This is a genomic window from Asanoa sp. NPDC050611, from assembly GCF_040654855.1.
GTDB lineage: Bacteria > Actinomycetota > Actinomycetes > Mycobacteriales > Micromonosporaceae > Asanoa.
The window spans coordinates 1-24,262 of the sequence record NZ_JBFAIU010000082.1; the positions used below are offsets into that span (position 1 = coordinate 1).

At 73.0% G+C, this 24,262-nt stretch carries 24 protein-coding genes and 2 pseudogenes; 8 read left to right on the plus strand and 18 right to left on the minus strand.

Features of this window, described 5'->3' with window-relative positions; translation table 11 throughout:
• From AB0H87_RS15470 to AB0H87_RS15480, 3 genes and pseudogenes are all read right to left on the minus strand, one after another.
• Window positions 1–138: pseudogene (locus AB0H87_RS15470) on the minus strand (phosphotransferase family protein); the annotation flags it as partial.
• A 76-nt stretch (window positions 139–214) separates the two neighbouring features.
• Window positions 215–709, minus strand: a pseudogene (locus AB0H87_RS15475) (3-oxoacyl-ACP synthase); the annotation flags it as partial.
• Between the two features lie 133 nt (window positions 710–842).
• A complete protein-coding gene (locus AB0H87_RS15480; RefSeq protein WP_360144796.1) occupies window positions 843–1,283 on the minus strand; it encodes a hypothetical protein in 441 nt (146 codons plus the stop codon).
• A 118-nt stretch (window positions 1,284–1,401) separates the two neighbouring features.
• On the opposite strand from AB0H87_RS15480, the gene AB0H87_RS15485 reads away from it, so the two are divergent.
• Both AB0H87_RS15485 and AB0H87_RS15490 read left to right on the plus strand, forming a co-directional pair.
• A complete protein-coding gene (locus AB0H87_RS15485; RefSeq protein ID WP_360144799.1) occupies window positions 1,402–2,280 on the plus strand; it encodes a glycosyltransferase family 2 protein in 879 nt (292 codons plus the stop codon).
• On the plus strand, window positions 2,243–2,839 hold the full coding sequence (locus AB0H87_RS15490) for a hypothetical protein (RefSeq protein WP_360144802.1): 597 nt from the start codon (window positions 2,243–2,245) through the stop codon (window positions 2,837–2,839). The genes AB0H87_RS15485 and AB0H87_RS15490 overlap by 38 nt, the downstream gene beginning before the upstream one ends.
• Here AB0H87_RS15490 and AB0H87_RS15495 read toward each other — a convergent pair.
• The gene (locus tag AB0H87_RS15495) at window positions 2,836–3,807 is read right to left on the minus strand and encodes a glycosyltransferase family 2 protein (RefSeq protein ID WP_360144805.1); all 972 of its coding nucleotides are present in this window, start codon (window positions 3,805–3,807) and stop codon (window positions 2,836–2,838) included. The genes AB0H87_RS15490 and AB0H87_RS15495 overlap by 4 nt on opposite strands.
• Before the next feature lie 70 nt (window positions 3,808–3,877).
• Here AB0H87_RS15495 and AB0H87_RS15500 point away from each other — a divergent pair, with 70 nt between their 5' ends.
• Window positions 3,878–4,543 carry a hypothetical protein gene (locus tag AB0H87_RS15500; protein WP_360144808.1) on the plus strand — a complete coding sequence of 222 codons (666 nt, stop codon included), beginning with the start codon at window positions 3,878–3,880 and terminating at the stop codon, window positions 4,541–4,543.
• Here AB0H87_RS15500 and AB0H87_RS15505 read toward each other — a convergent pair.
• A complete protein-coding gene (locus tag AB0H87_RS15505; RefSeq protein ID WP_360144811.1) occupies window positions 4,540–4,920 on the minus strand; it encodes a RidA family protein in 381 nt (126 codons plus the stop codon). The two genes, AB0H87_RS15500 and AB0H87_RS15505, sit on opposite strands and share 4 nt — an antisense overlap.
• A gap of 83 nt (window positions 4,921–5,003) precedes the next feature.
• Between AB0H87_RS15505 and AB0H87_RS15510 the strand changes: the two genes are divergently transcribed.
• A complete protein-coding gene (locus AB0H87_RS15510; RefSeq protein ID WP_360144814.1) occupies window positions 5,004–5,369 on the plus strand; it encodes a YciI family protein in 366 nt (121 codons plus the stop codon).
• Between the two features lie 16 nt (window positions 5,370–5,385).
• On the plus strand, window positions 5,386–6,606 hold the full coding sequence (locus AB0H87_RS15515; RefSeq protein WP_360144817.1) for a sigma-70 family RNA polymerase sigma factor: 1,221 nt from the start codon (window positions 5,386–5,388) through the stop codon (window positions 6,604–6,606).
• Here AB0H87_RS15515 and AB0H87_RS15520 read toward each other — a convergent pair.
• From AB0H87_RS15520 to AB0H87_RS15535, 4 genes are all read right to left on the minus strand, one after another.
• A complete protein-coding gene (locus AB0H87_RS15520) occupies window positions 6,592–7,215 on the minus strand; it encodes a hypothetical protein (RefSeq protein WP_360144820.1) in 624 nt (207 codons plus the stop codon). The two genes, AB0H87_RS15515 and AB0H87_RS15520, sit on opposite strands and share 15 nt — an antisense overlap.
• A complete protein-coding gene (locus tag AB0H87_RS15525) occupies window positions 7,212–7,343 on the minus strand; it encodes a hypothetical protein (protein WP_360144823.1) in 132 nt (43 codons plus the stop codon). Before AB0H87_RS15525 ends, AB0H87_RS15520 begins: the two co-directional genes overlap by 4 nt.
• 97 nt (window positions 7,344–7,440) lie before the next feature.
• Window positions 7,441–8,709, minus strand: coding sequence for a cytochrome d ubiquinol oxidase subunit II (locus AB0H87_RS15530; protein ID WP_360144826.1), 1,269 nt, complete (start codon window positions 8,707–8,709; stop codon window positions 7,441–7,443).
• Window positions 8,710–8,712: 3 nt separating this feature from the next.
• Window positions 8,713–10,074 carry a cytochrome ubiquinol oxidase subunit I gene (locus AB0H87_RS15535; protein ID WP_360144829.1) on the minus strand — a complete coding sequence of 454 codons (1,362 nt, stop codon included), beginning with the start codon at window positions 10,072–10,074 and terminating at the stop codon, window positions 8,713–8,715.
• Between the two features lie 94 nt (window positions 10,075–10,168).
• Between AB0H87_RS15535 and AB0H87_RS15540 the strand changes: the two genes are divergently transcribed.
• Genes AB0H87_RS15540 through AB0H87_RS15550 form a run of 3 tightly spaced genes read left to right on the plus strand, consistent with a single transcriptional unit; the run spans window position 10,169 to window position 12,767 of the window.
• Window positions 10,169–10,855 carry a response regulator transcription factor gene (locus AB0H87_RS15540; protein WP_360144832.1) on the plus strand — a complete coding sequence of 229 codons (687 nt, stop codon included), beginning with the start codon at window positions 10,169–10,171 and terminating at the stop codon, window positions 10,853–10,855.
• Window positions 10,852–12,264 carry a HAMP domain-containing sensor histidine kinase gene (locus AB0H87_RS15545; RefSeq protein WP_360144835.1) on the plus strand — a complete coding sequence of 471 codons (1,413 nt, stop codon included), beginning with the start codon at window positions 10,852–10,854 and terminating at the stop codon, window positions 12,262–12,264. Before AB0H87_RS15540 ends, AB0H87_RS15545 begins: the two co-directional genes overlap by 4 nt.
• A complete protein-coding gene (locus AB0H87_RS15550) occupies window positions 12,261–12,767 on the plus strand; it encodes a PP2C family serine/threonine-protein phosphatase (protein WP_360144838.1) in 507 nt (168 codons plus the stop codon). The genes AB0H87_RS15545 and AB0H87_RS15550 overlap by 4 nt, the downstream gene beginning before the upstream one ends.
• On the opposite strand, the gene AB0H87_RS15555 is transcribed toward AB0H87_RS15550, so the two are convergent.
• From AB0H87_RS15555 to AB0H87_RS15595, 9 genes are all read right to left on the minus strand, one after another.
• Window positions 12,718–13,734 (minus strand): D-alanine--D-alanine ligase family protein, encoded by a 1,017-nt coding sequence (locus tag AB0H87_RS15555; protein ID WP_360144841.1) that lies wholly within the window; start codon window positions 13,732–13,734, stop codon window positions 12,718–12,720. The genes AB0H87_RS15550 and AB0H87_RS15555 overlap by 50 nt on opposite strands.
• The gene (gene alr / locus AB0H87_RS15560) at window positions 13,731–14,852 is read right to left on the minus strand and encodes an alanine racemase (RefSeq protein WP_360144844.1); all 1,122 of its coding nucleotides are present in this window, start codon (window positions 14,850–14,852) and stop codon (window positions 13,731–13,733) included. The genes AB0H87_RS15555 and alr overlap by 4 nt, the downstream gene beginning before the upstream one ends.
• 168 nt (window positions 14,853–15,020) lie before the next feature.
• Window positions 15,021–15,407, minus strand: coding sequence for a DCC1-like thiol-disulfide oxidoreductase family protein (locus tag AB0H87_RS15565; protein ID WP_360144847.1), 387 nt, complete (start codon window positions 15,405–15,407; stop codon window positions 15,021–15,023).
• Window position 15,408: 1 nt separating this feature from the next.
• Window positions 15,409–16,287 (minus strand): MFS transporter permease, encoded by an 879-nt coding sequence (locus tag AB0H87_RS15570; protein WP_360144850.1) that lies wholly within the window; start codon window positions 16,285–16,287, stop codon window positions 15,409–15,411.
• Window positions 16,284–16,724, minus strand: a complete 441-nt coding sequence (locus AB0H87_RS15575; protein WP_360144853.1) for a hypothetical protein — start codon at window positions 16,722–16,724, stop codon at window positions 16,284–16,286. Before AB0H87_RS15575 ends, AB0H87_RS15570 begins: the two co-directional genes overlap by 4 nt.
• A 92-nt stretch (window positions 16,725–16,816) precedes the next feature.
• Window positions 16,817–20,341: an ABC transporter ATP-binding protein/permease gene (locus tag AB0H87_RS15580; RefSeq protein WP_360144856.1), complete on the minus strand. Its 3,525-nt coding sequence runs from the start codon at window positions 20,339–20,341 to the stop codon at window positions 16,817–16,819.
• Window positions 20,342–20,711: 370 nt separating this feature from the next.
• Window positions 20,712–22,793 (minus strand): transcription termination factor Rho, encoded by a 2,082-nt coding sequence (gene rho / locus AB0H87_RS15585; RefSeq protein ID WP_360144859.1) that lies wholly within the window; start codon window positions 22,791–22,793, stop codon window positions 20,712–20,714.
• 238 nt (window positions 22,794–23,031) lie between these two features.
• Window positions 23,032–23,976, minus strand: coding sequence for a homoserine kinase (gene thrB, locus AB0H87_RS15590; protein ID WP_360144862.1), 945 nt, complete (start codon window positions 23,974–23,976; stop codon window positions 23,032–23,034).
• 40 nt (window positions 23,977–24,016) lie between these two features.
• The gene (locus tag AB0H87_RS15595) at window positions 24,017–24,205 is read right to left on the minus strand and encodes a hypothetical protein (protein WP_360144865.1); all 189 of its coding nucleotides are present in this window, start codon (window positions 24,203–24,205) and stop codon (window positions 24,017–24,019) included.
• Window positions 24,206–24,262 lie beyond the last annotated feature (57 nt).

A 24,262-nucleotide genomic window follows, 5' to 3' on the forward strand; every position in this document is an offset into this window, starting at 1 on the left:
GTCGTGTGCGGTGGCCAGCACGTGGCCGAGCGGCGGCCGGCGCAGCACGAGGTCGTCGCCGCCGGCGATCAGGTGGTAGGTCAGGTTGCCACACGTCGGGATGCTCGCGGAGGTTGGTCCACGGCACCGGGTGGGCAATCAGGGCGGCCTTCGCGCCGTCGGCGCCCCAGACCACCGGGCCGATTCCCCGTTCGGGCGCCGGGCCGACGACCACAGCCCCGGCACCGTCGGCGAACAGGAACGCCATCGACCGGTCCGTGGGCTCGACGATGTCGGTCATCCGCTCGGAGCCCACGACCAGGACGTTGCCCGCGGTCCCGGCCCGGACCAGCGCGTCCGCGATCGCGACCGCGTGGCAGAACCCGGCGCACGCGCCACCGATGTCGATGGCGGCGCCGGCGGCACCGACCTGCTCGGCCACCTGGGGCGCGGCCGGCGGCGACTGGTGCACCCAGGACATCGAGGCCAGCAGCACGGTGTCGATATCCGAAGGGTCGAGGCCCGCGCGGCAGATCGCCTGGCGGCCCGCGGCCGCCGCCATGCTGACCACGGTCTCGCCGGGGCCGGCGAAGCGGCGGCTGACGATGCCGGACCGCCGCCGGATCCACTCGTCGGTCGAGTCGATCCGCGCGCAGATCTCGGCGTTGGACACGACCCGCGAGGGCCGGTAAGCACCAACGCTGATCAATCGGCTGCCCGCCGCCCGCATCGACCACCTTCCGCCCCGGGGGACGCCCCCTAGCAATTACAGCCAGCGCCATGGCGGGTCGGGCGGGATTCAGCAAACCCCATCCGGCTCAGCGCGCCTGGCCCGCCCCGGTGGTCCCACGGCCGGCCGGTCGTTACCTGCGCATGCGGGTGAAGCTGCGGACGACGTCGTCCGCGAGCAGCGACAGACCGATGCCGAGCAGCCAGGCGTCCTTGGCCAGCGGCACACCCTGCTCGGTCGGTCGCAGGCTGCCGTCCCGCCGGAGGCCGGGCGTCCGGAGGTAGAAACCCACCAGCCCGGCCGCGAACCCGGTCAGGGCGAGCCCGGCGAGCCCCTCGGGCACCAGCGGGAACAACAGCACCGAACCCACGGCGATCTCGGCGCTCGAGAGCAGCTTGAAGAACCGCTTCGGCTCCATCTCGCCCAGGAAGGGGTACGCCGTGGCGGCCTGCCCGTGGTAGCCCTTCGCGGTGACCTCGTCGGCACCTCGCTTCTCCAGCCCCGAGTTGAGCACGAAGGCTCCGGCGGCCAGCCGCAGCGGCGCCTGGTGGGCGAGGTCTCGCAGCAGCAACACGTGACTCCTCCTTGTTCGCGACAACACCGTGCGGACAGGGGGGACCTGCCTCGGCCTACCCGCTGGCGGCTGGATCAAACGGCGGGTCGTCCGGGCGGTCAGCCGCGTTAGGCCTGGCGTGAACGCCATACCGCGGGTGGTCCGCAACGACTGGTCCACCGTCCGCGTGCCGGAGCTGGCCGGCTGGCGGCCCACCCGGTCGTTCAGTGTGATCATCCCGGCGTACCGGTGCCACGCGACGCTCGACCGGACGTTGGCCGCGCTGAGCCGGCAGACGTACCCGGCCGAGCTGCTCGAGGTGGTCGTCGTCGACGACGGCTCGGACCCGGCGCTCACTCTGCCGCCGCTGCGGCCGGAGCGGACGGCGCTGGTCCGGGTCGAGTCCGGCTGGGGCCGCGCCAACGCGCTCGCCTGCGGTGTCCGGCACAGCACCGGCGAGATCCTGCACTGGCTGGACGCCGACATGGTCGCGTTCCCGGAACACGTCGCGGCGCAGGCCCGGTGGCACCACGTCCTGCCGTACGCGGTGACGCTCGGCTACGAGCGCTTCGTCGACGGACCGTGGCCGGCGCCGGAGGCCTGCCTGCGCCCCGAGGCCTTGTTCGCCGGCGGCGAGCCGCACCACTACGTCGAGCGGTACATCGCGCAGACCAACCAGCTCCGGATGGCCGACCATCTGGCGTTCCGCATCCACGTCGGTGCCACGGCGGCGGTCAGCCGGGCGCTACACGGCGGCCGGCGGGTTCGACACCGGGCTGCGGCTCGGCGAGGACACCGAGTTCGGCTACCGGCTGGCCCAGGCCGGCGCCGTGTTCGTACCGGAGCCGGCGGCCCGGGCCTGGCACCTCGGCCGGACCCAGGTGATGCGGGCCGGCGCGGAGGTGGCCCGCTACAACCAGCCGTTCTTCGCGGACCGGATCCCGTACCCCCGGCACACCCGGAGAGGCGGCGTCTGGACCGTGCCGCTGGTCGAGGTGGTCATCCCGGTCGGCGGTGAGCCGCTGGAGCGGGTGCGGGCCGCGACCGACGCGGTGCTCCGCGGCACCGAGGCCGATGTCCGGGTCAACCTGCTCGGGCCGTGGGAGGAGCTCGACGACGCGCGGGTCCCGCCGCTGGCCGACCCGCGCCTCGACCTGCGGCTGATCGCGGCGACCTACCGCGGCGAGCCCCGGGTCCGCCTGGTCACCGAGCCGGTGGCGGCCTTCCCGGCGCCGTTCCTGCTGGAGCTGCCGGCCGCGCACCAGCTCGCCCGGGACCGCATCCGGCACCTGGTCGAGCTGGCGGACCACCACCAGGTCGGCCTGATCCGGGCGGGCACGACGGAGCCGCTGCTGCTCTGGCGCACCGCGGCGGTGCGCCGGGCCGAGCTGGTCCGGGCGCCGGGCGAGTCCCTCGAGGACGCAGTCGCCGCCGTGCACGGCCGGCGGGACGAGAGCCTGACCACGGGCCGGCGCCGGCCGACGCCGTCCACCGCGGAGGTCGGCGGGGTGCGGTCGCTGCTCCGAGCCGCGGTGATGGTCGGCCGCCTGGGCCTGCGGCGGATGACCGTGCGCTAGAGAGCGGGCGCGGCCACGCGCTCGGGTTTCGCCGCGGCCTTGCGGCGCAGCAGCCGGTCGCGGAGCTTGGCCCGCAGCTTCCGCGGCACCAGCCAGATCTGCAGGAAGGCGAGGTAGTCGAAGAAGCCGGGCCGGCCGTGCCGGACCGCCTCGCCCAGCACCGCGCGGAACACGCCGAAGCTGCCGCTGGCGACGGCCATCGAGCTGATGACGCTCATCGTGACGGCGGCGTACGCCCGGCGGGTGAACAACGCCCGATTGCGCCGCGACCAGTCGAACATCTGCTCCCAGGGCGACGCCAGGCTCAGCCGCGGCCGGTCCTCGTCGGTGTGCCAGACGACAAGCGCCTCCGGGGCCACGAACAGGTCCACGCCGTCCTCGGCGAGCGCGCGCAGCGTCCAGTCGAGCTCCTGCAGCCGCGGCAGGCCGACGGTGAACGGGACCTTACGGAACAGCGCGGTCGGCGCCAGGATCATCGAGGTCTGCACGAAGCCGTCGCCGTGGAACAGCCCGCGCCGGACGGTCAGGTACTCGCTGCGCGGCTCGCCGAACTCCGGCAACCGGCGGGGCATGACGACGTCCACCCGGGGCGTGCGGTTGACGATCCGGCAGGTGACGATCGGCAGCGGCACATTGGCCGACTTGGCCTCGTCGAGCTGCACGGCCAGCTTCTCGGGCAGCCACTCGTCGTCGTCGTCGAGCATCGCGACGAAGGCGCCCTGCGCGGCCGCCACGCCGGTGTTGCGGGCGTTCGGCGCGCCGCCGCTGCTGGGCAGCACGATCGTCCGCACCCGCGGATCCGCGAGCCCGCCCAGCGCGGCGACGGTCGCCTCGTCAGGGCCGTCGACGACCACGATGACCTCGAGGTTGTCGAACGTCTGGGCCAGCACGCCCCGCACCGCGCGGGTGACCAGGTCCGGCCGGCCGCGGGTGGGAATGACGACGCTGACCTCTGGGATCGCGGGCATGCGGCGGAAGGTAGCGACGCAGGAGTACCAGGAGGTGAACTCGACGTGACGGGCAGCGTAGCTTGGAGTGATGTTGGCGCAGCCCGCCCAGTCCCTGACCGACCTCCTGCTCGGTCTGGTCGTCTGCGCGCTGGCGATCGCCCTGCTCCGGCGCCGGGTGGCGCCGGCGCATCGTTACTGGGAGTTCGCCCTCGGCTGGCTGGCGCTGTCCGCCCTGGGCGGTTTCGTCCATCACGGCTACCTCGTCCGGTGGCCCGCGGTGGCGACGGTGAGCTGGACGCTGATCAGCGTCGCGATCGTGCTCGGCGTCTCGTGCCTGCTGGCCGCCACGGTGGAGGAGGTGCTCGGCCCGGGTCACCGGCGGGTGTTCTGGGTGCTCCGGGCGGGTGGGCTCGGCGCGTACGTCGGCCTCGTGATCACCACCGAGGCCGGGATCAGCGCCCTGATCGCCTGCGAGTCGATCACGTTCGCGTCCATCATCGGGCTCTGGGCCTTTGCGGCCCGGCGCCGGCACCCGCTGGCGCTGCCGATGCTGGTCGCGATCGTGGCCAGCGGCGCCGCCGCCGCGACCAAGGTGATTTCCGAGGACCTCACCGGCGCGGTCTACCTGGACGGCGACTCGCTCTACCACCTGGCGCAGATCATCGGCATCGTGCTGCTCTACCGCGCGATCGTCACGCCACGCCGCCCGGCCACGCCGGTGGCCCTGCCCGCGCCGACGGCCGCGGGGCGCTAGCCCGGCACGGCCGCGACGGCCTCGATCTCGATGAGGAAGTCCGGGTGCACGAGGCCCGCGACGCGCACCAGCGTGCTGGTCGGCGGCCGGGTGGTGTCGACGAACTCGTCGCGGACCGCGCGGATCGTCGGCAGTTCGGCGACGTCGGTGACGTAGATGGTGAGCTTGAAGACGTCGCCCCAGCCGGCGCCGGCCGCGGCCAGCGCCGTCTCGACGTTGCGCAGCGCCTGGCGGGTCTGCGCCGCCCAGTCGCCGACGGCCACCGCGCCGTCGGCGTCGACCGGCACCTGGCCGGAGGTCCACACCAGCCGGCTGCCCGCGGGCAGGCTGGCGACCTGGCTGTATCCGTTGGGCGCGAAGAGCGAGAGTTCGGTCACGGCAGGATTCTCCCAGTGGTTGTCGATCGGGCCGGTGCGCGTTCGTGTAGCTGTCGGATGGCCCACACGAGAGGACGAAGCGGATGAAGCACTACCTGTTGGCGGTTCAGCAGCCCGGCGAGGGTCGCCAGCTGCCGCCGGAGGAGCTCGAACCGATCATGAAGGACGTCGAGGCGGTCAACGAGGAACTGCGGGCCGCCGGGGCGTGGGTCTTCGCGGGCGGACTGCACCCGGTCACCGCGTCGACGGTCGTGCGGCACGACGGTGCCGAGTTCGTGACCACGGACGGCCCGTACGCGGAGGGCAAGGAGCATGTCGGCGGCCTCACCATCCTCGCCGCCGACGACCTCGACGAGGCGCTCGGCTGGGCCCGCAGGTTCGCCCGGGCGACCCGGCTGCCCATCGAGGTCCGCCCGTTCCACGGCGATCCCGGAACGCATCTGCCGTAGCGGGCCGGCTGGCATGATGCCAGTCGTGTCCGACGTGACCACCGCGGAGATCGCACAGGTCTTCCGGGCGGAGTACGGCCGCGCCGTCGCGGTCCTGGTCCGCGTCTTCGGTGACATCGACACCGCCGAGGACGCGGTCCAGGACGCGTTCACCACCGCGGTCCGGCGCTGGCCGGAGACCGGCCTGCCACCGAGCCCGGCCGGCTGGATCATCACCACCGCCCGCAACCGCGCCATCGACCACGCCCGGCGCGAGTCGAGCCGCGACGCGCGCCAGGCGGAGGCGGCCCGGCTGGTGGTCAACGACCCGCCCGCACCCGACGCCATCGGCGACGACCGGCTCAGGCTGATCTTCACCTGCTGCCACCCCGCCCTGGCCATGCCGGCCCGGGTCGCGCTCACGCTGCGGCTGCTCGGCGGGCTCACCACCGCCGAGATCGCCCGCGCGTTCCTGGTGCCCGAGCCGACGATGGCGCAGCGGCTGGTGCGGGCGAAGAGCAAGATCCGCGACGCGGGCATCCCGTACCGCGTGCCGAGCGCGGCCGACCTGCCGGAGCGCCTCCGGTCGGTGCTCGCGGTGCTCTACCTGATCTTCAACGAGGGCTACGCCGCCACGTCCGGCGACGAGCTGACCCGGGAGCCGCTGACCGCCGAGGCGATCCGCCTCGGCCGCCTGCTGGCGGGGCTGCTGCCCGACGAGCCGGAGGTCGCCGGGCTGCTCGCGCTGATGCTGCTGACCGACGCCCGCCGGGCGGCCCGCACCACGGCGGACGGCGACCTCGTGCTGCTGGCCGACCAGGACCGCGGCCGCTGGGACCCGGCACAGGTGGCGGAGGGCCGGGCCATCGTGCGCGCCTGCCTGGCCCGCAACCAGCCGGGCCCGTACCAGATCCAGGCCGCGATCAACGCGGTGCACACCGACGGGCCGGACACCGACTGGCGACAGATCGTGACGTTGTACGACCAGCTGCTGGCGATCGCGCCGAGCCCGGTCGCGGCACTGCACCGCGCGGTCGCGGTGGCCGAGGTCGACGGGCCCGCGGTGGCGCTGGACATCGTGGCGGGGCTGGACCTCGAGCAGTACCACGTGTACCACTCGGTCCGCGCCGACCTCCTGCGCCGGCTGGGCCGGGACGCGGAGGCGGCACGGGCGTACGACGCGGCGATCGCCCGCACCGGGAACGCCGCCGAACGCCGCTTCCTCGAGAAGCGCCGCGCCGGCCTAGCGGGGCAGTAGACCGGCGACGTCGATCGGGGGGTACTTGCGGACCATCGCGGCGCGGTCCCCGAACACGTCGACCGAGGGGTACCGCTCGGCGAGCCGGTCCGCCCACTTGCGCGGGTGGCCGAGGTAGAGCACGAGCTCGACCGTCTTCACCACGCGACCGTCGGGCAGCTCGGTGCGCCGGCGCTCGTCGAAGATGTAGCGCGACTCGCCCAGCGCCGAGACCAGGTTGGCCTGCGTCGGCATGGCGTACTCGAGCGCGACGATCTTCGTGTGTTGCGCGCGGAAACCGCGCTCACCGACCTCGACCCGGCCCCAGGCCTCGACCACGCCGGTCACGACGCAGCCGGGGTGGAGCACCGACGATGCGGCGAGCTGGTCGTCGTCGGGGCGATGGCAGGCGTAGATGCCGCATGAGCAGTCGGCGTGCGGTGCCGCGTGCGTCGTGTCGGGGTGACGGCAGATCGCGCGCATGGGCGAGTGCCAGATGTGGTTCTGGGTCACCGCCTTGAGCCTCATGTCGAGGGTGACCTCCCACTGCCGGTAGCCACGCAGGGCCCCCGCCACGAGGGTCGTCGGTCTGTCCGCGCTGAACTGGTCCTGGAAGGGCGACCGGGTCACGTGGTTGCTGGCTCCTTCACCGGCGCCGGTTCGACCGGGGCGGGGCTGGCGGGCTCGACGATGGGGGCGAACGGGTCGCTCCTCAACGGAGCGAACTCGTACTCGTGCGTCTCCTTGCCAATGTCCATGACGGGCAGACTACAAGGCCTTGAGCTGCGTATATCCTGCCGGGAGCCGGACTTCCGCCCCAGGCATAGACCACCCAATTCGGAAATGTCCGAAGTGTTAGCGGGGACGGCGCAGCAGCGACCGCAGCGACCGGCCGGCAACCTCCGGTGTCGGGCGCGCGCCGAGCTCGATCGGGCCCACCGCACGGAAGCCCGCGATCATCGCGATGCCGAGGAAGATCAGGCCGAAGATGTGGGCCAGCTCCGGCTCCGCGATCGTCAGCAGCACGAAGCCGCTGATCAGGAAGCCGATGCTCGTCTGGGCCGCGTGCTTGCGCCGCTCGCGGGTCGGCGGCGCGCCCGGCACCGGCGGCGGTCCCTGGGTGGTCGGGTCGAACCGCCCGGCCAGCGTGAGCCGGAACAGCAGCACCAGGCTCGGGAACAGCACGACCGCGCCGACCGCCAGCGACACGATCAGCGCGATCAGCGTGGTGTCCGAGGCCGCCGCGTCCTCGATGGTGACCGTCGTCGGCAGCAGGTAGGGCCGCTGTGCGACCGCCCAACCGATGATCACCGCCGCCACCGCGAGTGCGGCCGCCAGGCGGGCCGCCGTGAACCGGCGCACGAACACCAGACCCATCGCGACCAGCCCGGCGACGCCGCTGACCACCACCGGGACCAGCCCCCAGCCGGAGGTCAGGCCGTCGAAGAGCATCCGCTCGTCGGAGCGCACGACGAACAGCGCGCCGAGCGCGAGCGCACCGGCGACCGCGCCGGACAGCAACGCCCGCCACCGGAACGACTCGACCAGCCCGCGGTCGCGCACCCGCTCCGCGTCGGCGGCCAGGAACACCGCCGCCAGGAAGGCGCCCGTGCACACCGCGAGGAAGCCGGCCACGATCGACGTCGCGTTGGTCCAGCTGGCGACCTCGGCGCCCTGCGCGTTGCCCGGCGGCACGTGACCGCTGGCGATCGCGCCGATCACACTGCCGAGCATGTACGGCGTCATGATCGACGCCGCCGCGAACGACACGTCGATGTAGCGCCGCTGCCGCGCGTTGGCCGCGTTCTGCAGGGCGTAGGACATGCCGCGCAGGATGATGCCGAGCGCCGCCAGGAAGATCGGGATGGCCAGGGTCGAGAAGACCGCGCCGAACACCGTCGGGTACGCCGTCCAGAGCACCGTGATCACGAGGATCAGCCAGACGTGGTTGGCCTCCCAGACGGGCGCGTTGGCGTGGTGCGCGTGGTCGCGGATCCGCCGGCCGCGTTCGCCGCCGCCCGCCGAGAGCTGCCAGAGGCCCGCGCCGAAGTCCGCACCGGCCAGCAGCGTGTAGAGGATCAGGCCGATGACGACGACGGCGGCGGGGAGGGTCTGCAGGACCATGTGTCACTCGGCGTGGGTGAGCGGATGCACGGTGTCCACGTCGTCCTCGGGCGGCTCGGCCAGCGGCACCCGGGCGAGCCGGACCAGCACCCAGACCACGGCGATCACGAGCCCGAGATAGACCGCGGCCAGCACGCCGTAGCCCACGGGTATCCCGGACGCGCCGGTGACCGCCTCCTCGGTGCGCATGAACCCGTACACGACCCAGGGTTGGCGGCCGACCTCCGTGGTGATCCAGCCGGAGAGCAGCGCGATCACCGAGAGCGGGCCGCAGAGGACGACCGCGCGGTAGAACCACGGGCTGGCCGGCAGGCGCCCCTTGCGCCACCGGAGGTAGAGGAAGAGCACGGCGACGAGCGCCATGATGCTGCCGGCGTACACCATGCTCTGGAACGAGTAGCGGACCACGTTGACCGGCGGCTGATCCTCCAGCGGCACGGTGTCGAGACCCTGCACGGTCGAGTTGATGTCGTGGAACGCGAGCAACGACAGCAGCTTGGGTATGCCCAGCCCCCAGATCACGTCGCCGTTCTGGTACCAGCCGAAGAGGTGCAGTGCGGCGCCCTTGGTGGTCTGGCCCAGTCCTTCCATCGCGGCGAGCTTGACCGGCTGCTCCTTCGCCACCTCGCGGGCCGCCCAGTCGCCGACCAGCAGCTGGATCGGCGCCGCCACCGCGGCCACGGTCATCGGCACGGCGAACGCGGTCCGCTCGTACCGCCCCCACCGGCCGCGCAGCGCGTAGACGGCGTAGGCGGCGGCGACCACGAAGCCGGTGACGATGAAGCCCGCGATGTACATGTGCACGAACTCGTGCCAGAAGAACGAGTTGGCGAACAGCGCCTTGGCCGCGTTGGCCTGCACGACCTGGCCGTTCTCGAAGGTGAAGTGCTGCGGGTGGTTCATCCAGCCGTTGACCGCGATCACCATGAACGAGCCGACCACGCCGGCGACCGCGATCGGCAGGCCGGAGAGGAAGTGGGCGCGCGGCGAGAGCCGGTCCCAGCCGTACACGTAGATCCCGATGAAGATGGCTTCCAGGAAGAAGGAGAAGCCCTCGATGGCGAACCCGAGCCCGAACACCTCGCCGAAGGTGGCGGTGAAGTTCGGCCAGAGCAGGCCCAGCTCGAAGCTGAGGATCGTGCCGGTGACCACGCCCGCGGCGAAGAGCGCGACCAGCACCTTCGACCAGCGGCGGGCCAGCGTGCGGTAGAGCTCGTCCCCGGTGCGCAGGTAGCGCCACTCCACGAAGAGCACGAGCGCCGGGAATGCGATGCCGAAGCAGACCAGCGGAATGTGCACCACGAAGGAGAGGGCCTGCATCTGGCGGGCTTCGAGCAGGTAATCCTGCGCCAGCATCTCGGTCATCGACAGGTCACGCTACGCGTTGGTAACCGGTGTAGGTGGCCAAACGCACAACATGAGACATCGTCGGGTGGACGCGAAATGCGATAGTTGTGCCATGTCACGGGTCCTGCTGATCGAAGACCATCACACCGTACGGGAGGGTCTGCGGATCGCGCTCACGCGGCAGGGGCACGCGGTCGAGGCGGTCGACAGCGGCGAGCGGGCCCTGGCTTTGCTGGCTTCCACACCGGCCGACGTCGTCGTGCTCGATCTCATGCTGCCCGGCATGGACGGCTTCGAGGTGTGCCGGCGGATCCGCGCCAACCAGGACCTGCCGATCATCATGCTCACCGCCCGCGACGACGACATGGACGTGGTCGCCGGGCTCGAAGCCGGTGCCGACGACTACGTGGTCAAGCCGGTGCAGGCCCGGGTGCTCGAGGCGCGGATCCGGGCGGTGCTGCGGCGCACCAACGGGCGCGCCGCCGAGCCGGTGGCGGCCGCGGAGAAGCACGGCGACCTGACCATCGACCGTGCCGCGCTGGTCGTCCGCAAGGACGGCGAGCCGGTCGGCCTCGCACCGACCGAGCTGCGGCTCCTGCTCGAGCTGTCCGCGACGCCCGGCCGGGTGCACAGCCGCCAGCAGCTCCTCGAGGCCGTCTGGGACCAGGGCTACCTCGGCGACTCGCGGTTGGTCGACGCGTGCGTGCAGCGGCTCCGCGCCAAGATCGAAGACGACACGACCGCGCCGGCGTACGTGCAGACGGTCCGCGGGTTCGGATACCGGTTCGGGCCTCTGTGACGACCTGGGCCCTCGGCTTGCGTGGTCGCCTGCTGCTCGCGTTCGCGGTGCTCGGGCTGACCACGACCGCGCTCGTCGCGGGGGTGAGCTACGGGCAGGCCCGCACGGTGATCCTGCAGAAGGCACAGGACGCCGCGGTGCTCTCGATGGTCGACCAGGTCGCGCGGCTCGTGCCGGTGCGCGAGCTGCCGCCGAGCCAGGAACAGCTCGACACGATCGCCCGCGTCCTCAGCGAGGGGCCCGACCCGGCCGTGGTGGCGTACCGGGGGCAGGCGGCCTCCTCGTCCAGCCTGTCGCTCGACGAGATCCCGGTGGACCTGCGGGACAGCGTGACCGAAGGCAAGGTGGTCTGGCAGCGGGTCACCATGGGCGGCGGCCCGGTGCTGGCGATCGGCACGCAGCTGATGACCGACCAGCCCGGCGGCGGCACCGAGCCGACCGGGATCGAGGTCTACCGGCTGCACGCGCTCGGCGAGGAGCAGCACAGCATCGACCAGCTCGCCGCGCTGGCCTGGTCGACGGGCGCGGCGTCGCTGGTGCTGGCCGTGCTGCTGGCCCTGCTCGCCGCGCGAGGTGTGCTGCGGCCGGTGCGTGAGCTCGGTCGCGCCGCCCGCCGGCTCGGCGAGGGCGACCTGCGCACCCGGGCGACGGTGCGGGGCACCGACGAGCTGGCCGGCGTGGCGCAGATCTTCAACCAGACCGCCGAGCGGCTGGAGCGGCAGGTGGGCGAGCTGCGCCGGATGGAGGCGGACGCGCGGCGGTTCGTGGCCGATGTCTCGCACGAGCTGCGTACGCCGCTGGCCGCGATGACCGCCGTGACCGACGTGCTCGACGAGGAGTCGGCCCGGCTGCCCGGTGACGCCGGCAAGGCCGCGCGCCTCGTCAGCCAGGAGACGCAGAACCTGGCCCAGCTCGTCGAGGACCTGATCGAGATCAGCCGGTTCGACGCCGGGACGGCCGCGCTGTCGCTCGACGACCTCGACGTCGCGGCCGCGGTGCGGGCCACGTTGCGCTCCCGCGGCTGGACCGACCAGGTCGGCACGGAACTGCCCGACGGGATCGTCGCGCGGCTGGACCCGCGGCGGCTCGACGTGATCGTGGCCAACCTGGTCGGCAACGCGCTGCGGCACGGCGCGGCGCCGGTGACCGTGCGGCTGCGGGCGACGGCGGGCTGGGTCGAGGTGACGATCGCCGACCACGGGTCGGGCCTGTCCCCCGACGTGCTGGCGCGGGCGTTCGACAGGTTCTACAAGGCGGACACCGCGCGGTCCCGGTCCGACGGGGCCGGGCTGGGTTTGGCGATCGCGCTGGAGAACGCGCGGTTGCACGGCGGGTCGCTGGTCGCCGGCAACCGCTCACCGCAGGGTGCGGTGTTCACGCTGCGCCTTCCGTCGGGAGGCCAACAATGATCCGCCTGGTCCGGGTGTCGCCGTTCGGTCGTGTGCTGGCCGGGGTCTGCGCCCTGCTGGTCGTCCCGCTCGTCGCTCTGCTCGGCGGTTGCGGTGTGCGGCCCAGCGGGGTGATCACCGGTGGGCCGGCGCCGACCGCGGCGGTCGGCGGCACGCGGATCTACCTCCTCTCGGACGGCGAGCCCACGCTGGTGCTGCGCGGGGGGAAGCCGATCGAGCCGACCGAGGTGCTGCGGATGCTCGCCGCGGGACCGACCGACGCCGAGCGGGCGCAGGGGTTCACCACCGAGGTGCCGAGCGAGCTGGCGCCGGCGAAGATCGGGTTCGATGCGGGCAGCACACTGGTGTCGGTCAGCACGGACGTGGGCGCGCTGTCCGTCCTGGCCGTCGTCCAGATCGTCTGCACCGTGCAGGCGATGACCGTGGCGACGCCGGCGACACCGGTGACGCTGGTCAGCGACGGGCAGCGCCGGGGACCACTGAGCTGCCCGAGGTACCCCTGACCGCGCCGGCGATCAGGATGTCGAGCAGCTGCGGGTAGTCGATGCCGGCGCGCTGCCAGATCTGCGGGTACTGGCTGGCGCTGGTGAAGCCCGGGAACGTGTTGACCTCGTTGAGGACGGGCTCGTTCCCGCCGGGCCCGGTGGGCGGTTCGGTGTTGGGCAGGAAGAAGTCGACGCGGATCAGGCCGCGGCAGCCGAGCGCCCGGAACGCGCGGATCGCCCGGTCCTGCAGCACCGCGGTTGTCTCGGGGCTCAGCAGCGCCGGGATCTGGAAGCGCGCGCCGCCCGCGTACTTGGCGTCGTAGTCGAAGAAGCCCTCGCCGGTCACCGTGATCTCCAGCGGCGGGCCGGCCTCGACCCGCCCGTCGGCGTGCTCGAGCACCGCGACGTCGACCTCCCGGCCGATCACCGCGGGCTCCACGAGCACCTTGCCGGGGTCGAACATCCGCGCCAGCGCCAGCGCCTCGGGCAGCTGCCACCATTCGGTCACCCGGGTCACGCCGAGGCTGGAGCCGGCCCGGGCCGGCTTGACGAACACCGGCAGGCCGAGCCGCTCCTCGTCGGCGGGCGCGAGATGGTCGCCGGCGCGCAGCGTGACACCGCCGGCCACGCGGAGCCCGTCGGCGGCGAGCAGGGTCTTGGTGACGGCCTTGTCCATGCCGGCGGCGCTGGCGAGGACCCCGTTGCCGACGTACGGGACGCCGATCCACTCGAGCATCGCCTGGACCGTGCCGTCCTCGCCGTAGGGGCCGTGCAGGGCGGGGAAGACGACGTCCTGCTCGGCGAGCACGTCGAGGGCCTGACCGAACCGGACCGGCACCTGGTCGACGTGCCACTGCCCGTCCCGGCCGATCAACACCGCGGTCACCTCGTACGCGTCGCCCAGGTTGGCGATGATGCTCGCGGCGGAGTTGCGGGACACCTCGTGCTCACCGCTGCGGCCACCGAACAGCACTGCGATCTTCATGCCGTCACTCCCTGGTAACGCCGGGCGACCCGCGGGCCGATCCCGGTGAGGACGTCGTTCGGGTTGGTGCCGGCCCAGCGCGCCCACTCGGCGACGGTCGGCTCGTCGGGGCCGGGCCCGAAGATGGTGACGGGGTCGCCGAGCCGCACCGGCCGGTCACCGACGTCGACGACGCACTGGTCCATGGCGATCCGGCCGACGATCGGGCAGCGCGCGCCGCCGACCCAGACCTGCGCGCGGTTCTCGGCCGACCGGGGCAGGCCGTCGGCGAAGCCCACGGGCACGAGGGCCAGGTTGGTCGGCTCGGCGGTGACGTGGTCGGGCCCGTAGGAGACGCCGGTGCCGGCGGGCACGCGCTTGAGGTTCACGACGCTGGACCGCAACGTCATCGCGGGCCGCAGGTCATGGTTCTCCTCGTCGGTCGGCTCGACACCGTAGAGCGCGATCCCGATCCGGCAGATGTCGAACCGGGTAGCCGCCGTGGTCAGCGCGGCGGCGGAGTTGGCGAGATGCAGCAGGACGGGATCGAGCCCTGCGGAGCGAGCCACCCTTGTGGCGGTCCGGAACGCGCTCACCTGCCGGCGAACCAGCGGGGACCCGTGCTGCTCCGCGTCGGCGAGGTGCGACCAGATGCCACGGACCTTCACGCTGCCGGCCATCTCGTACGCCCTTGCGAGCGCGACCAGATCGACCCAGTCCGTGCCCTTGGCGCCGTTGCGCGACAGCCCGGTGTCGACCTTGAGCTGCACCATCGCCGGCCCACCCCCGCGCCGCGCGGCCGCCGCGGCGACGGCCCGCAGGTGCGGGACGGTGGACAGGCCGACGTCGACGCCGGCGTCCAGCAGCGACCCGAAGTCCTCGTCGGGCCGGTGCAGCCAGCTGAGGATGGGTGCGGTCAGGCCGGCGTCACGAAGGGCGAGTGCCTCGGCGGCGGAGGTGACACCGAGCCAGGTGGCACCGGCGGCCAGCGCCGCCCGCGCGACGGGCGCGGCGCCGTGCCCGAACCCGTCGGCCTTCACGACGGCCATGAGGTCGGTCCGGGTAATGGCGGCGATGGCCTTGACGTTGGCGGCGATCGCATCAAGGTCGACCACGGCCTCGGCAAGCGCCGACGTCACACGGGCAGCGCTGGAGGTGGTCGGGTGGCTGATCACGAGCCATAAGCTGCCAGCGCGATGTCCGGGACCCATCCCCGGAATGTCACGAACCCGTAATAACCCAGCTCAGCCGCCAGGCACCGACTCAACCGCGAGACCGTCGGCCGTTGGGTCAGAGCGGCGCCGAGGTCAGGTGGTTGGGCGGCGGTCGGCAGGGATGGCGCAGGCGGCCGTGCCGCCCGGGAGACGGTGGCGGTTGCGGGCCACCCAGCGGTAGGCCGGCCAGGCCAGGGCGGTCACCGGGCGTAGGTCGAGGATGCGGCCCGCCAGGCGCCAGAACGGGTTGCTCGTGCGGAGCAGGCGGGCGATCGCTTCCGGGCCCGCGGCGGTCGGGCCGCCGTCGGCGGGGACCCACTGCACCGCTTCGATGCACTGTGCGCGGGTCAGGCCGAGCGCCGCCAGGTCGGCGAACTGCCACGGGATGACTTCCGCGCTGTTGGGGATCCAGCGCTCCAGGAAGCGGGCGCAGGTGGTGCAGAAGGCGCAGTCGCCGTCGTACACGAAGGTGTCTGGCATGTCAGCCTCCGCCTGTCTCGACCGCTACCGGTGGATCAAGCGTATCCACGTCTCGGCGGCGGGTTGCCGCCCGGCGGAGCCATTCGATCGGGCGCACGCGTTCCAGCGGCAGGAACGACGTCATCGCCACCAGGTGCGGCGCGAACGAGATCGAGATGGTCGCGAACGACAGCAGGTGGAACGAGTAGAAGAACGCGATCGCGGCGTAGCGGTGGCGGCCCCGCAGCGCGAACACCAGCGGGCTGAGCGCCTCGAAGGTCACCATGCCGATCTGGGCCGCGATCATCAGGTACGGGACGCCGGCGATCAGGTCGGCGAACTCCGAGCCCCGGCGGATGAAGGCGCGGGCCAGCACCGAGCCGGTCATCCAGCCCAGGCCGCCGAACCGGATCTTCGCCCAGGCCGCGAGGAAATAGGTGGCCACCACCGCGATCTGGATCATCCGGAGTGCCCAGCCGGCCGCCTCGCTCGGCTCGCGGTCGCCGTGCCGGGCGCGACCCACCGTCGGCAGCACCGCCAGCGCGATCAGGAACGCGAACCGGTCGTGGTCGACCTTCCCGTAGCTCATCGCGATGATCAGCCACTCGAAGTAGAAACCGCAGACGAGCCAGCCGAGCAGCCGGGGGAAGCGACCGGTCGCCGCGAGCGGGGCAAGCACGAGCAGGGTCCAGAACACGACCGCGACCAGCGTCGCGTCGGGCGGCGGCAGGTGCAGCGCGCGGGCGATCCACAGTGGCTGGTAGAGGTCGGTCGGCACGTCGCCGCGGGTGCGCACCCAGGAGCTGTAGACCAGCAGGTCGAAGACGACGAAGAGATAGGTCAGCGTGCGCAGGGCGGCGACCCGGCCGCGCGGTGCCGCCTCGAACAGCCAGGCCCTCATGCCGGCCGTTCCCAGACCGCGCGGACGTCGTCGTGCCAGCGTCCGGTCGCACTGCTGTTGTGGATCTCATGGAGCCGGACGATCAGCGCGACCTTGACCAGCGGCGGCGCGCCCGGGTTGAGCCCCTGGTAGCCGTCCGCGATCCGGGCCAGCCGGGTCGGGTCCTCGACGTACGAACCCTCCTGACCTTCGATCTCCGCCCGGCGTACGCCCGCGTTGCGCTCGTTGAGCACGATCGTGCGACCCGTGCGGTCGGTGCCCTCGACCCGCGTGTCGGGCGCGGGCTCGTTGGGGCCGTTGACGCCCGCGTACATGCTGAAGGGTCCGAACGGGAACTTGTCGTCGTAGCCCCAGACCGTGCCGGACAGCAGCAGCGCGGCGCCGACGACCGTGGCGACGACGCGCGCGGCGCGGCCGGTGGCCGTCAGCTGTGCCATGTGTGGGACCCCCGTGCGAGATGCGGGGCCGCACTTAACGCGATTGAGCCCCGCCGGTCATGAAGATAGCCCACGTAGTTCACCCACCGGCATCAGCCGGCGAGGTGACTCCACCGCGGCGCCAGCTCCGGCCACGGCCCGCTCGCCGCGACCGTGCCCTCGACCAACACGATGACCCGGTCGGCCTGGGCCAGCGCGGCCTGTTTCGAGGTCGACCCGATCACCGTCACCCCGGTGGCCCGCAACGCCCGCCAGAGGTCGAGCTCGGTCGTCACGTCGAGGGCCGAGGAGACGTCGTCGGCGATGAGCAGCTCGGTGCGCGGTGCCAGCGCCCGCGCCAGCGCCAGCCGTTGCAGCTGCCCGCCCGACAGTCGGGTGCCCTTGTGGCCGATCAGCAGGCCGAGCCCGCCGCCGGCCGCCGCCAGGTCGTGCGAGAGCTGCGCGATCGTGACCGCGTTCTCCGCGTCGACCTGGTGCCCGAGCTGGATGTTGTCGGCCACCGTGCCGGACAGCACGCGCGGCAGCTGGCCGACGTAGCCGACCTGGTTGGGCCGCAGGAACATCTCCGGCTCGGTGACCGGCTCGCCGTTCCACCGCAGGGTGCCGGTGTGGTGCACGATGCCGGCCATCGCGCGCAGCAGCGACGACTTGCCGGCGCCGACCGGACCGACGACGAGCACGAGCTGACCACGCTCGATGGCCAGATCGACATCGCGGACGCCCAGCGTGCCGTCTTCGTGCACCGCGGTGAAGCCGCGCAGCTCCAGCTCGCGCAGCGGCGTGCGGGGCGGCGCGGCCGGCGCGGGGGCGATGCCGAGGGAGATGTCGACGCCGGGCACCTCGGCCGAGTAGTCGGGGCGGCCGGCCATCGACGCGGTGCGCCGGGTCCAGACGCGGGCGGACGGGAGCTGGGCGACCAGCGAGGCGGTGGTCCAGGCGAACCAGCGGGCCGCGCCCAGGGTGGCGACCGCGACCAGGGCCGCGCCGCCGGACAGGCCGCCGCCGAGGTAGAGCGCCCAGGCGCCGATCGGCAGCAGGCCGCTGACCATCGACGGCGTCGACCGGGCCAGCACCTGGGTCGAGATCTCGTGCCGCTGCTTGTCGCTGCGCACCTGGTCGAGGCGGGCCAGGTGGGCGAGCACCGGCTCGCTCGCGCCGGCCAGCTTGACCGTGCGGGCGGCCGACAGCGAGGAGACCAGCGCGGTGGCGAACGCGGCGCGGGCCGCCACGGTGCTGCGGGCCAGGCGCTCGAGCTTGCCGCCGAAGGCGGTCGCCACGATGCCCGAGACGAGGATCGTGGCGAGGAAGAAGCCGGCCGGGACGAACGACTGCGAGACCACGGTCATCGACACCAGCAGGAACACGCAGATGGTCTGGTCGACCAGGTGGTCGGCGAGCAGCACGACGCGTTCGGTGTCGCCGGCCTGCGCGACCACCTCGGCCGGGGTGTGCTTGCTGACGCGGCGGGGGCCGGTCTGGCCGTGCAGCAGCCGCAGGCTGATCCGCAGCATCTGGCGGACCCACCATTCCGGGTACCAGATCGACGCGACGTACGGCATCGGCAGGTAGACCAGCAGGCCCGCGATGATGCCGATCGTCGGCCAGAGCAGGCTGCCGCTGCCGTCGACCAGGTTGGCCCAGAGGAACGGCAGGATCGAGCCGTCGAGGCCGAGCAGCGTCATGAAGCAGAACACGACCAGGCCGGCGATGCCGAAGCGCGGGTCGTTGGTCATCAGCCGGAGGATCTCGCGCAGCGTGCCGGGACGGGCGGCCTCGGTGACGGGCGGCGGGTCGGCCTTCGGCGGCACGGAGACGGTGGCCACGGACCACACGGGCTGCGCCGGCGCGGCCCGGGTGGTGTCCGGCGGCGCGTCGTCGGACAGCTCCCAGTCGTCGTCGCCGGGACGGTCCGCGAGGGCGACGCCGCCGGTCACGGGCGTGGGCGCGCCGGCCCGGCTGCGGGCCATCAGCGCCGCGAACCGCTCGGACTCGCGCAACGGGCCGGCCTCCAGCAGCTCGCCGTCGGCGAGCACGATGACCTCGTCGCACCGGCGCACGGACGAGAGCCGGTGCGCGATGACGATGCCGATGCGGTCGTGGAGCAGGCGCTGGGTGGCCTGCTGGACGCGCGCCTCGGTGACCGGGTCGAGCCGGGCGGTCGCCTCGTCGAGGATGACGACGTGCGGGTCGCGCACCAGGATCCGGGCGAACGCGACAAGCTGTTCCTGGCCCGCGGAGAGCACGCTGCCGCCCTCGCCGAGCCTGGTCTCGAGCCCGTCGGGCAGCTCGGCGACCCAGGACGCGAGCCCCAGCTCGTCGAGCGCGGCGCCGGCCCTGCCGATCAGCTCCGGGTCGAAGAGGGCGACGTTCTCGGCCAGCGTGCCGGCGAGGATCTCGGTGCGCTGCGGCACGATCGCGACCCACCGGCGCAGCCCGTCGAGGTCGATGTCGACCAGATCGGTGTCGCCGAAGCGGACCGTGCCGCGCGGGACGTCGACCGAGCGGGTGAGCACCTTGGCCAGCGTCGACTTGCCGGAGCCGGTGCGACCGACCACGGCGTACGAGCGGCCGCGTACGAAGGAGAGGTTGATGTCCCGCAACGCGGCCGGCCGCCCGGTCGCCTCCGCGGCCGGGTAACGGAAGGTCAGCCCCCGCACGGCGATGTCGGCGTCCGGCGGCGGGGTGCCACCGACGGGTTCCTGCGGCGACGCCTTCAGGAGCAGGACGCGGCCCCAGGCCCCGAGCGCGTTCTGCAGCTCGGGGACCATGCGGCTCAGGTGCTCGACGAGCCCGGCGAAGCCGATCACGAGCAGCCAGATCGCGGTGAGCCGGGCGCCGTCGATCCGCCCGGTGGTCAGCGCCCAGACCCCGCCGACGACGGCGAGCGCCACGCCGACCCGCATGACCCCGACGGCCATCGTGGTGACCTTGGCCGAGAGCTTCCAGACGATCCGGGCGAGCCGCAGCACCTCGCGCGACCGGCCGGCGAACAGGCGGAGGACATAGGGACGGGCCAGCGACGTACGCACGTCGTCCTGCCCGTGGATCGACTCCTCCATGACGGCGGCCAGGTCGGACCAGGCTTCTTCCTCGGCCATCCGCGCGGGAGCGATGCGCCGGGTGGGTTTGGCCAGCCAGGCGATGAGGATCGCCGCGAGCACGACCATCCCGAGCCCGGCCGGCCACCAGACGAACAGCGCGGTGATCACCGAAACCAGCCCGATGGCGACGGACTGCACCACCCGGATGCCGGCGCCGCGCAGGTCACCGCCGATCTGGTAGACGTCGCCGTCGATCCGGTCGAGCAGCTCACCGACGGGAGTGGACTCGAGCCGAGGAATGTCCTGCCCGAGCGCGACCCGACAGAGCCGCCGCCGCACGTCGGCGGTCCAGTCGGCGCTGACCCGGGCCATCAACAGCCCGACAGCGGTGTCACTGAACACGGCGGCGACCAACGCGACGGCGAGCGCCAGGAACGCGGACGTCGACCTGTCGACCAGCACGGGCCCGGACAGGGCAGCGGCCACCGCGGTCCCGACGGCCTGGATCAGCACGAGCACCGCTACGACGGAGGTGCGTAGCGGTGCGGTCGACCAGAGGTCGCGAAGCAGAGGCATCGGTGCGCATTCCCCCGGGTTGGCGAACCTCTAGCCTGCGCCGGATTCCCCGATCCCTCAACGCATTTAGCCCAACGCCACAGCTGCCGCGTGGCGGGACGCACGGGTATGCACATGCGAATGCGTCTCAGCCCGAAACGCGCGCTCCATGCCGGGCCGCGCCATGGGCCAGAGTCGTCCGAACCCCGACCGCGACCCACGCCGCCGGCACGGCGCGTCGGCGGTTGCAGCCGGCTCCGACGCGGAGATGATCGCGTCTCGGTCGGGTCCGCCGCGGGGTTTGGTCGCGGCGGTCGGGTAGGCCGCAGGTGGTGCGGTGATCAACGCGGCAACGCGGTTGTGTTCGGGTCTGGCTCGGGGATGGTCGCGGTTATGACCGCCCGGCTCGGGTGCCGGTAGTGCGGTGCCCGCGCCGCGGGCGCGTCGGTTGTCGCTGGGTCTCCCGGCGGCGATGGTCGCGGTTATGGGTTGCGGCGGGGTCTGCCCGCCGGGATCGTCGCGCCGGTCCGGCTCTGGGCGCGGATGGCCGGAGCCTCGCGCGCAATGCCGCCACGCCCGGCGGCGAGGACCGCCGCCCCGACCGGGCCGGGGCACAGATCCCCAGCCCTCCACGCGCGTCGCCCGCGCGAGGCGACCGCGCCCCCGCCGTCCGGACCGGGCCGGGCACAGACCCCGGCGCCCCACGCGCGTCGCCTGCGCGATGACCGCGCCCCGCCGCGACGACCGCCGCCCCGGGACCGGGCCGGGCCTCGATGTTGCGGGCGGCGCCGAGGAAGCGCTTCGGCGGGTAGAGCGCCGTGGAGTCGATACCGCCGGAGAGGATCCGGCCGCTCGCCGGGGCCGCCAGGTTGTAGGCGCGGCCGAGGCGGGTGATCGAGTCGAGCAGCACGACCACGTCGTGGCCGAGCTCGACCAGCCGCTTGGCCCGCTCGATGGCGAGCTCGGCGACCGTGGTGTGGTCCTGCGGCGGCCGGTCGAACGTCGACGAGATGACCTCGCCCTTGACCGAGCGCTGCATGTCGGTGACCTCTTCGGGGCGCTCGTCGATGAGCACGACCATGAGGTGCACCTCGGGGTGGTTGCGGGTGATCGCGTTGGCGACCGCCTGCTGGATCATCGTCTTGCCGGCCTTCGGCGGCGACACGATCAGCGCCCGCTGCCCCTTGCCGATGGGCATGATCAGGTCGATCACGCGGGTCGTCAGGATGTGCGGCTCGGTCTCCAGCCGCAGGCGCTCCTGCGGGTAGAGCGGGGTCAGCTTGTAGAACTCGGGGCGGCGCTTGGCCTCCTCCGGGTCCATGCCGTTGACCGTGTCGAGCCGGACCAGCGGGTTGTACTTGTCGCGCCGCTGCTCGCCCTCGCGGGCCTGGCGGACGGCACCGGTGACGGCGTCGCCGCGCCGCAGGCCGTACTTCTTGACCTGGGACATGGAGACGTAGACGTCGTTGGGGCCGGACAGGTAGCCCGTGGTGCGGACGAACGCGTAGTTGTCGAGCACGTCGACGATGCCGGCGACGGGAACGAGCACGTCGTCCTCGTTGACCTGCGGGTCACGGGTCTCACGGCCCTCGCCGCCCTCGCCGCGCTCACCGCGACCGCGCCGGCGGTCACGGAACCGGCTGCGCCGGCTCCGCCGGCCACCAGCCTCGTCGTCGTCATCGTCACGACCGTCGCGCTGGCTGTCGGGCTGGTTGTCACGACGGCTGTCACCCTGGCCGTCGCCCCGGCGGCTGTCGCGCTGGCCGCGCTCACCGCGCTCGCCACGCTCGTTGCGGTCACCCCGGTCACCCCGGTCGCCGCGGTCGCCGCGGTCTCCCCGCTCACCGCGGTCACCCCGGTCGTTGCGGCCGGACCGCTCGTCGGAACGCTCGCCACGCTCGTGGCGGTCGCCCCGGTCACGGGTCTCCCGGTCGCCCCGCGAGTCACGGTCGCCCCGCGAGTCACGGTCGCCCCGGGAGTCGCCGCGCTCGCGCTCGTCGCGCTCCTCACGCTCGTCGACCCGCGGCTCGGCGGTCGCGGACGCGGTCGCCGTCGCGCGGCTGCGCCGGGAGCGCTGACCGCTCTCGGCGGCCACGGCCGGCGCCTCGATGGTCGCCACGGCGGACTGGGCGCCCGAGGTCGCGGCGGCTGGAACGACGGCCGCGGGAGCGGCTTCGGCGCTGGACGGCGCCGGACCCGCGGGTGCGGCCTCGGAAGCGGACGCGGACTCGGACCGCGGCCGAGGGGTGCCGGCAGCGGCGGCCCCGCCGTTCTGGCGCTCGGAGATCGCGGTGATCAGCTCACCCTTGCGCATCCGGGCGGTGCCGGAGATGCCGAGGGACGCGGCCAGGCTCTGCAGCTCCGGCAGGAGCATCGCGGACAGTCCGCTGCCGCGCCGGCGTCGGGTGCCGGTGGTCGTGGCGTCGTCAGCGACGTTGGTGACATCCGACGTCACGTCGGTGGTGTCGCTCAATGGATTCCTTCCCTCGATAGGCCGGGGCTGCCCGGGTTTGGGTAGATCAGGTGGCCGGGCGGCCTCGGTGCACCCGCCTCGCTTGACGCGTTACGGGGTTAGCACGCCAACTCATCGCGGTGGCATGTGGTGCGGCGTAAGCCGAGGCAGGAAATTGACGGACGTGCCGTCGATAGCTTCGGGGATGCGCCGCCCCGCAGATCGCATGCTTCGCGGCTGTGCTAGGTCTAGAGCGTAATCAACTCTTCCGACCTGCGGCAACAGGGGCCCGCTCGGCGTGTCCGAGTCTACCTGAACCAATCCTGGCGCCGGCTACGTCTATCGCCAACTCGACCACGCGCCAATCTATTCCCAGCTCGAGGTCTTTCGGCGGGCTCGTCAGCGCCAGCACGGTGGGCCCGGCCCCGCTGACCACCGCCGCCACTCCCCGACCGCGCAACTCATCGACGAGCGCCGCGGTCGCCGGCATGCCGGGCGCCCGGTAGCTCTGGTGCAGCCGGTCGGCGGTGGCCGGAAACAGCAGGTCAGGAGCTTCGGTCAGGGCGTGCACGAGCAGCGCCGCCCGGCCGGCGGTGAAGGCCGCGTCGTGGTGCGGCACCGTCGCCGGCAGTGCCGCCCGGGCCTCGGCCGTCAGCCCGCGATCGGACGGCACGAACACGGTCGGCCGGATCCGTTCGTCGGGCGCCAGCCGCACCGCCCGGAAGCCGTCGGCGTCGGACCAGGCGATCACGAAGCCGCCGAGCAGGCACGGCGCGACGTTGTCGGGATGGCCCTCCAGCTCGGCGGCGAGCGCCAGCGCGGCGTCGTCGTCGAGCAGCGTGGTGCCGTCGCGGACCAGCGCACGGGCGAGTTGCACGCCGGCCACGATCGCCGCCGACGACGAGCCGAGCCCCCGCGCCTGCGGGATGCGGTTGACGCACTCGATCGCCACGCCCGGCGGCTGCCTGCCGAGCCGCTCGAAGGTCGCCGCCATCGCACGCGCCACCAGATGGTCGGCGCCGGTCGGCAGCTCGCCGGCGCCCTCGCCGGCCACGTCGACGTGCCAACCGCGGTCGATGACCCAGGCGGCGACGTCGTCGTGCAGCCCGAGGGCCAGCCCGAGCGCGTCGAAGCCGGGACCGAGGTTGGCACTGGTCGCCGGCACCCGCACGCGGACGGCGCCGTCGACGAAGCTCACACCCATGCCCGCACTCTAGAACGGACCACCGACAGGATCCGCCGGGTTATCGATCCTCGGACTCCGCATCGACGTCGGCTGGCGGCCGGACCGGGCGGCCGGCCGCGCGCAGCGCCTGGCGCAGCGCGTACTCGATCTGCGCGTTGACGCTGCGCAGGTCGTCGGCCGCCCAGCGGGCCAGCGCGTCGTAGACCTGTGGGTCGAGCCGCAGCAGCAGCTTCTTGCGCTCGGCCATGCCTCAGTACAGCGTGCCCGCGTTGACCACCGGCGACGCGGCGCGGTCGCCGCAGAG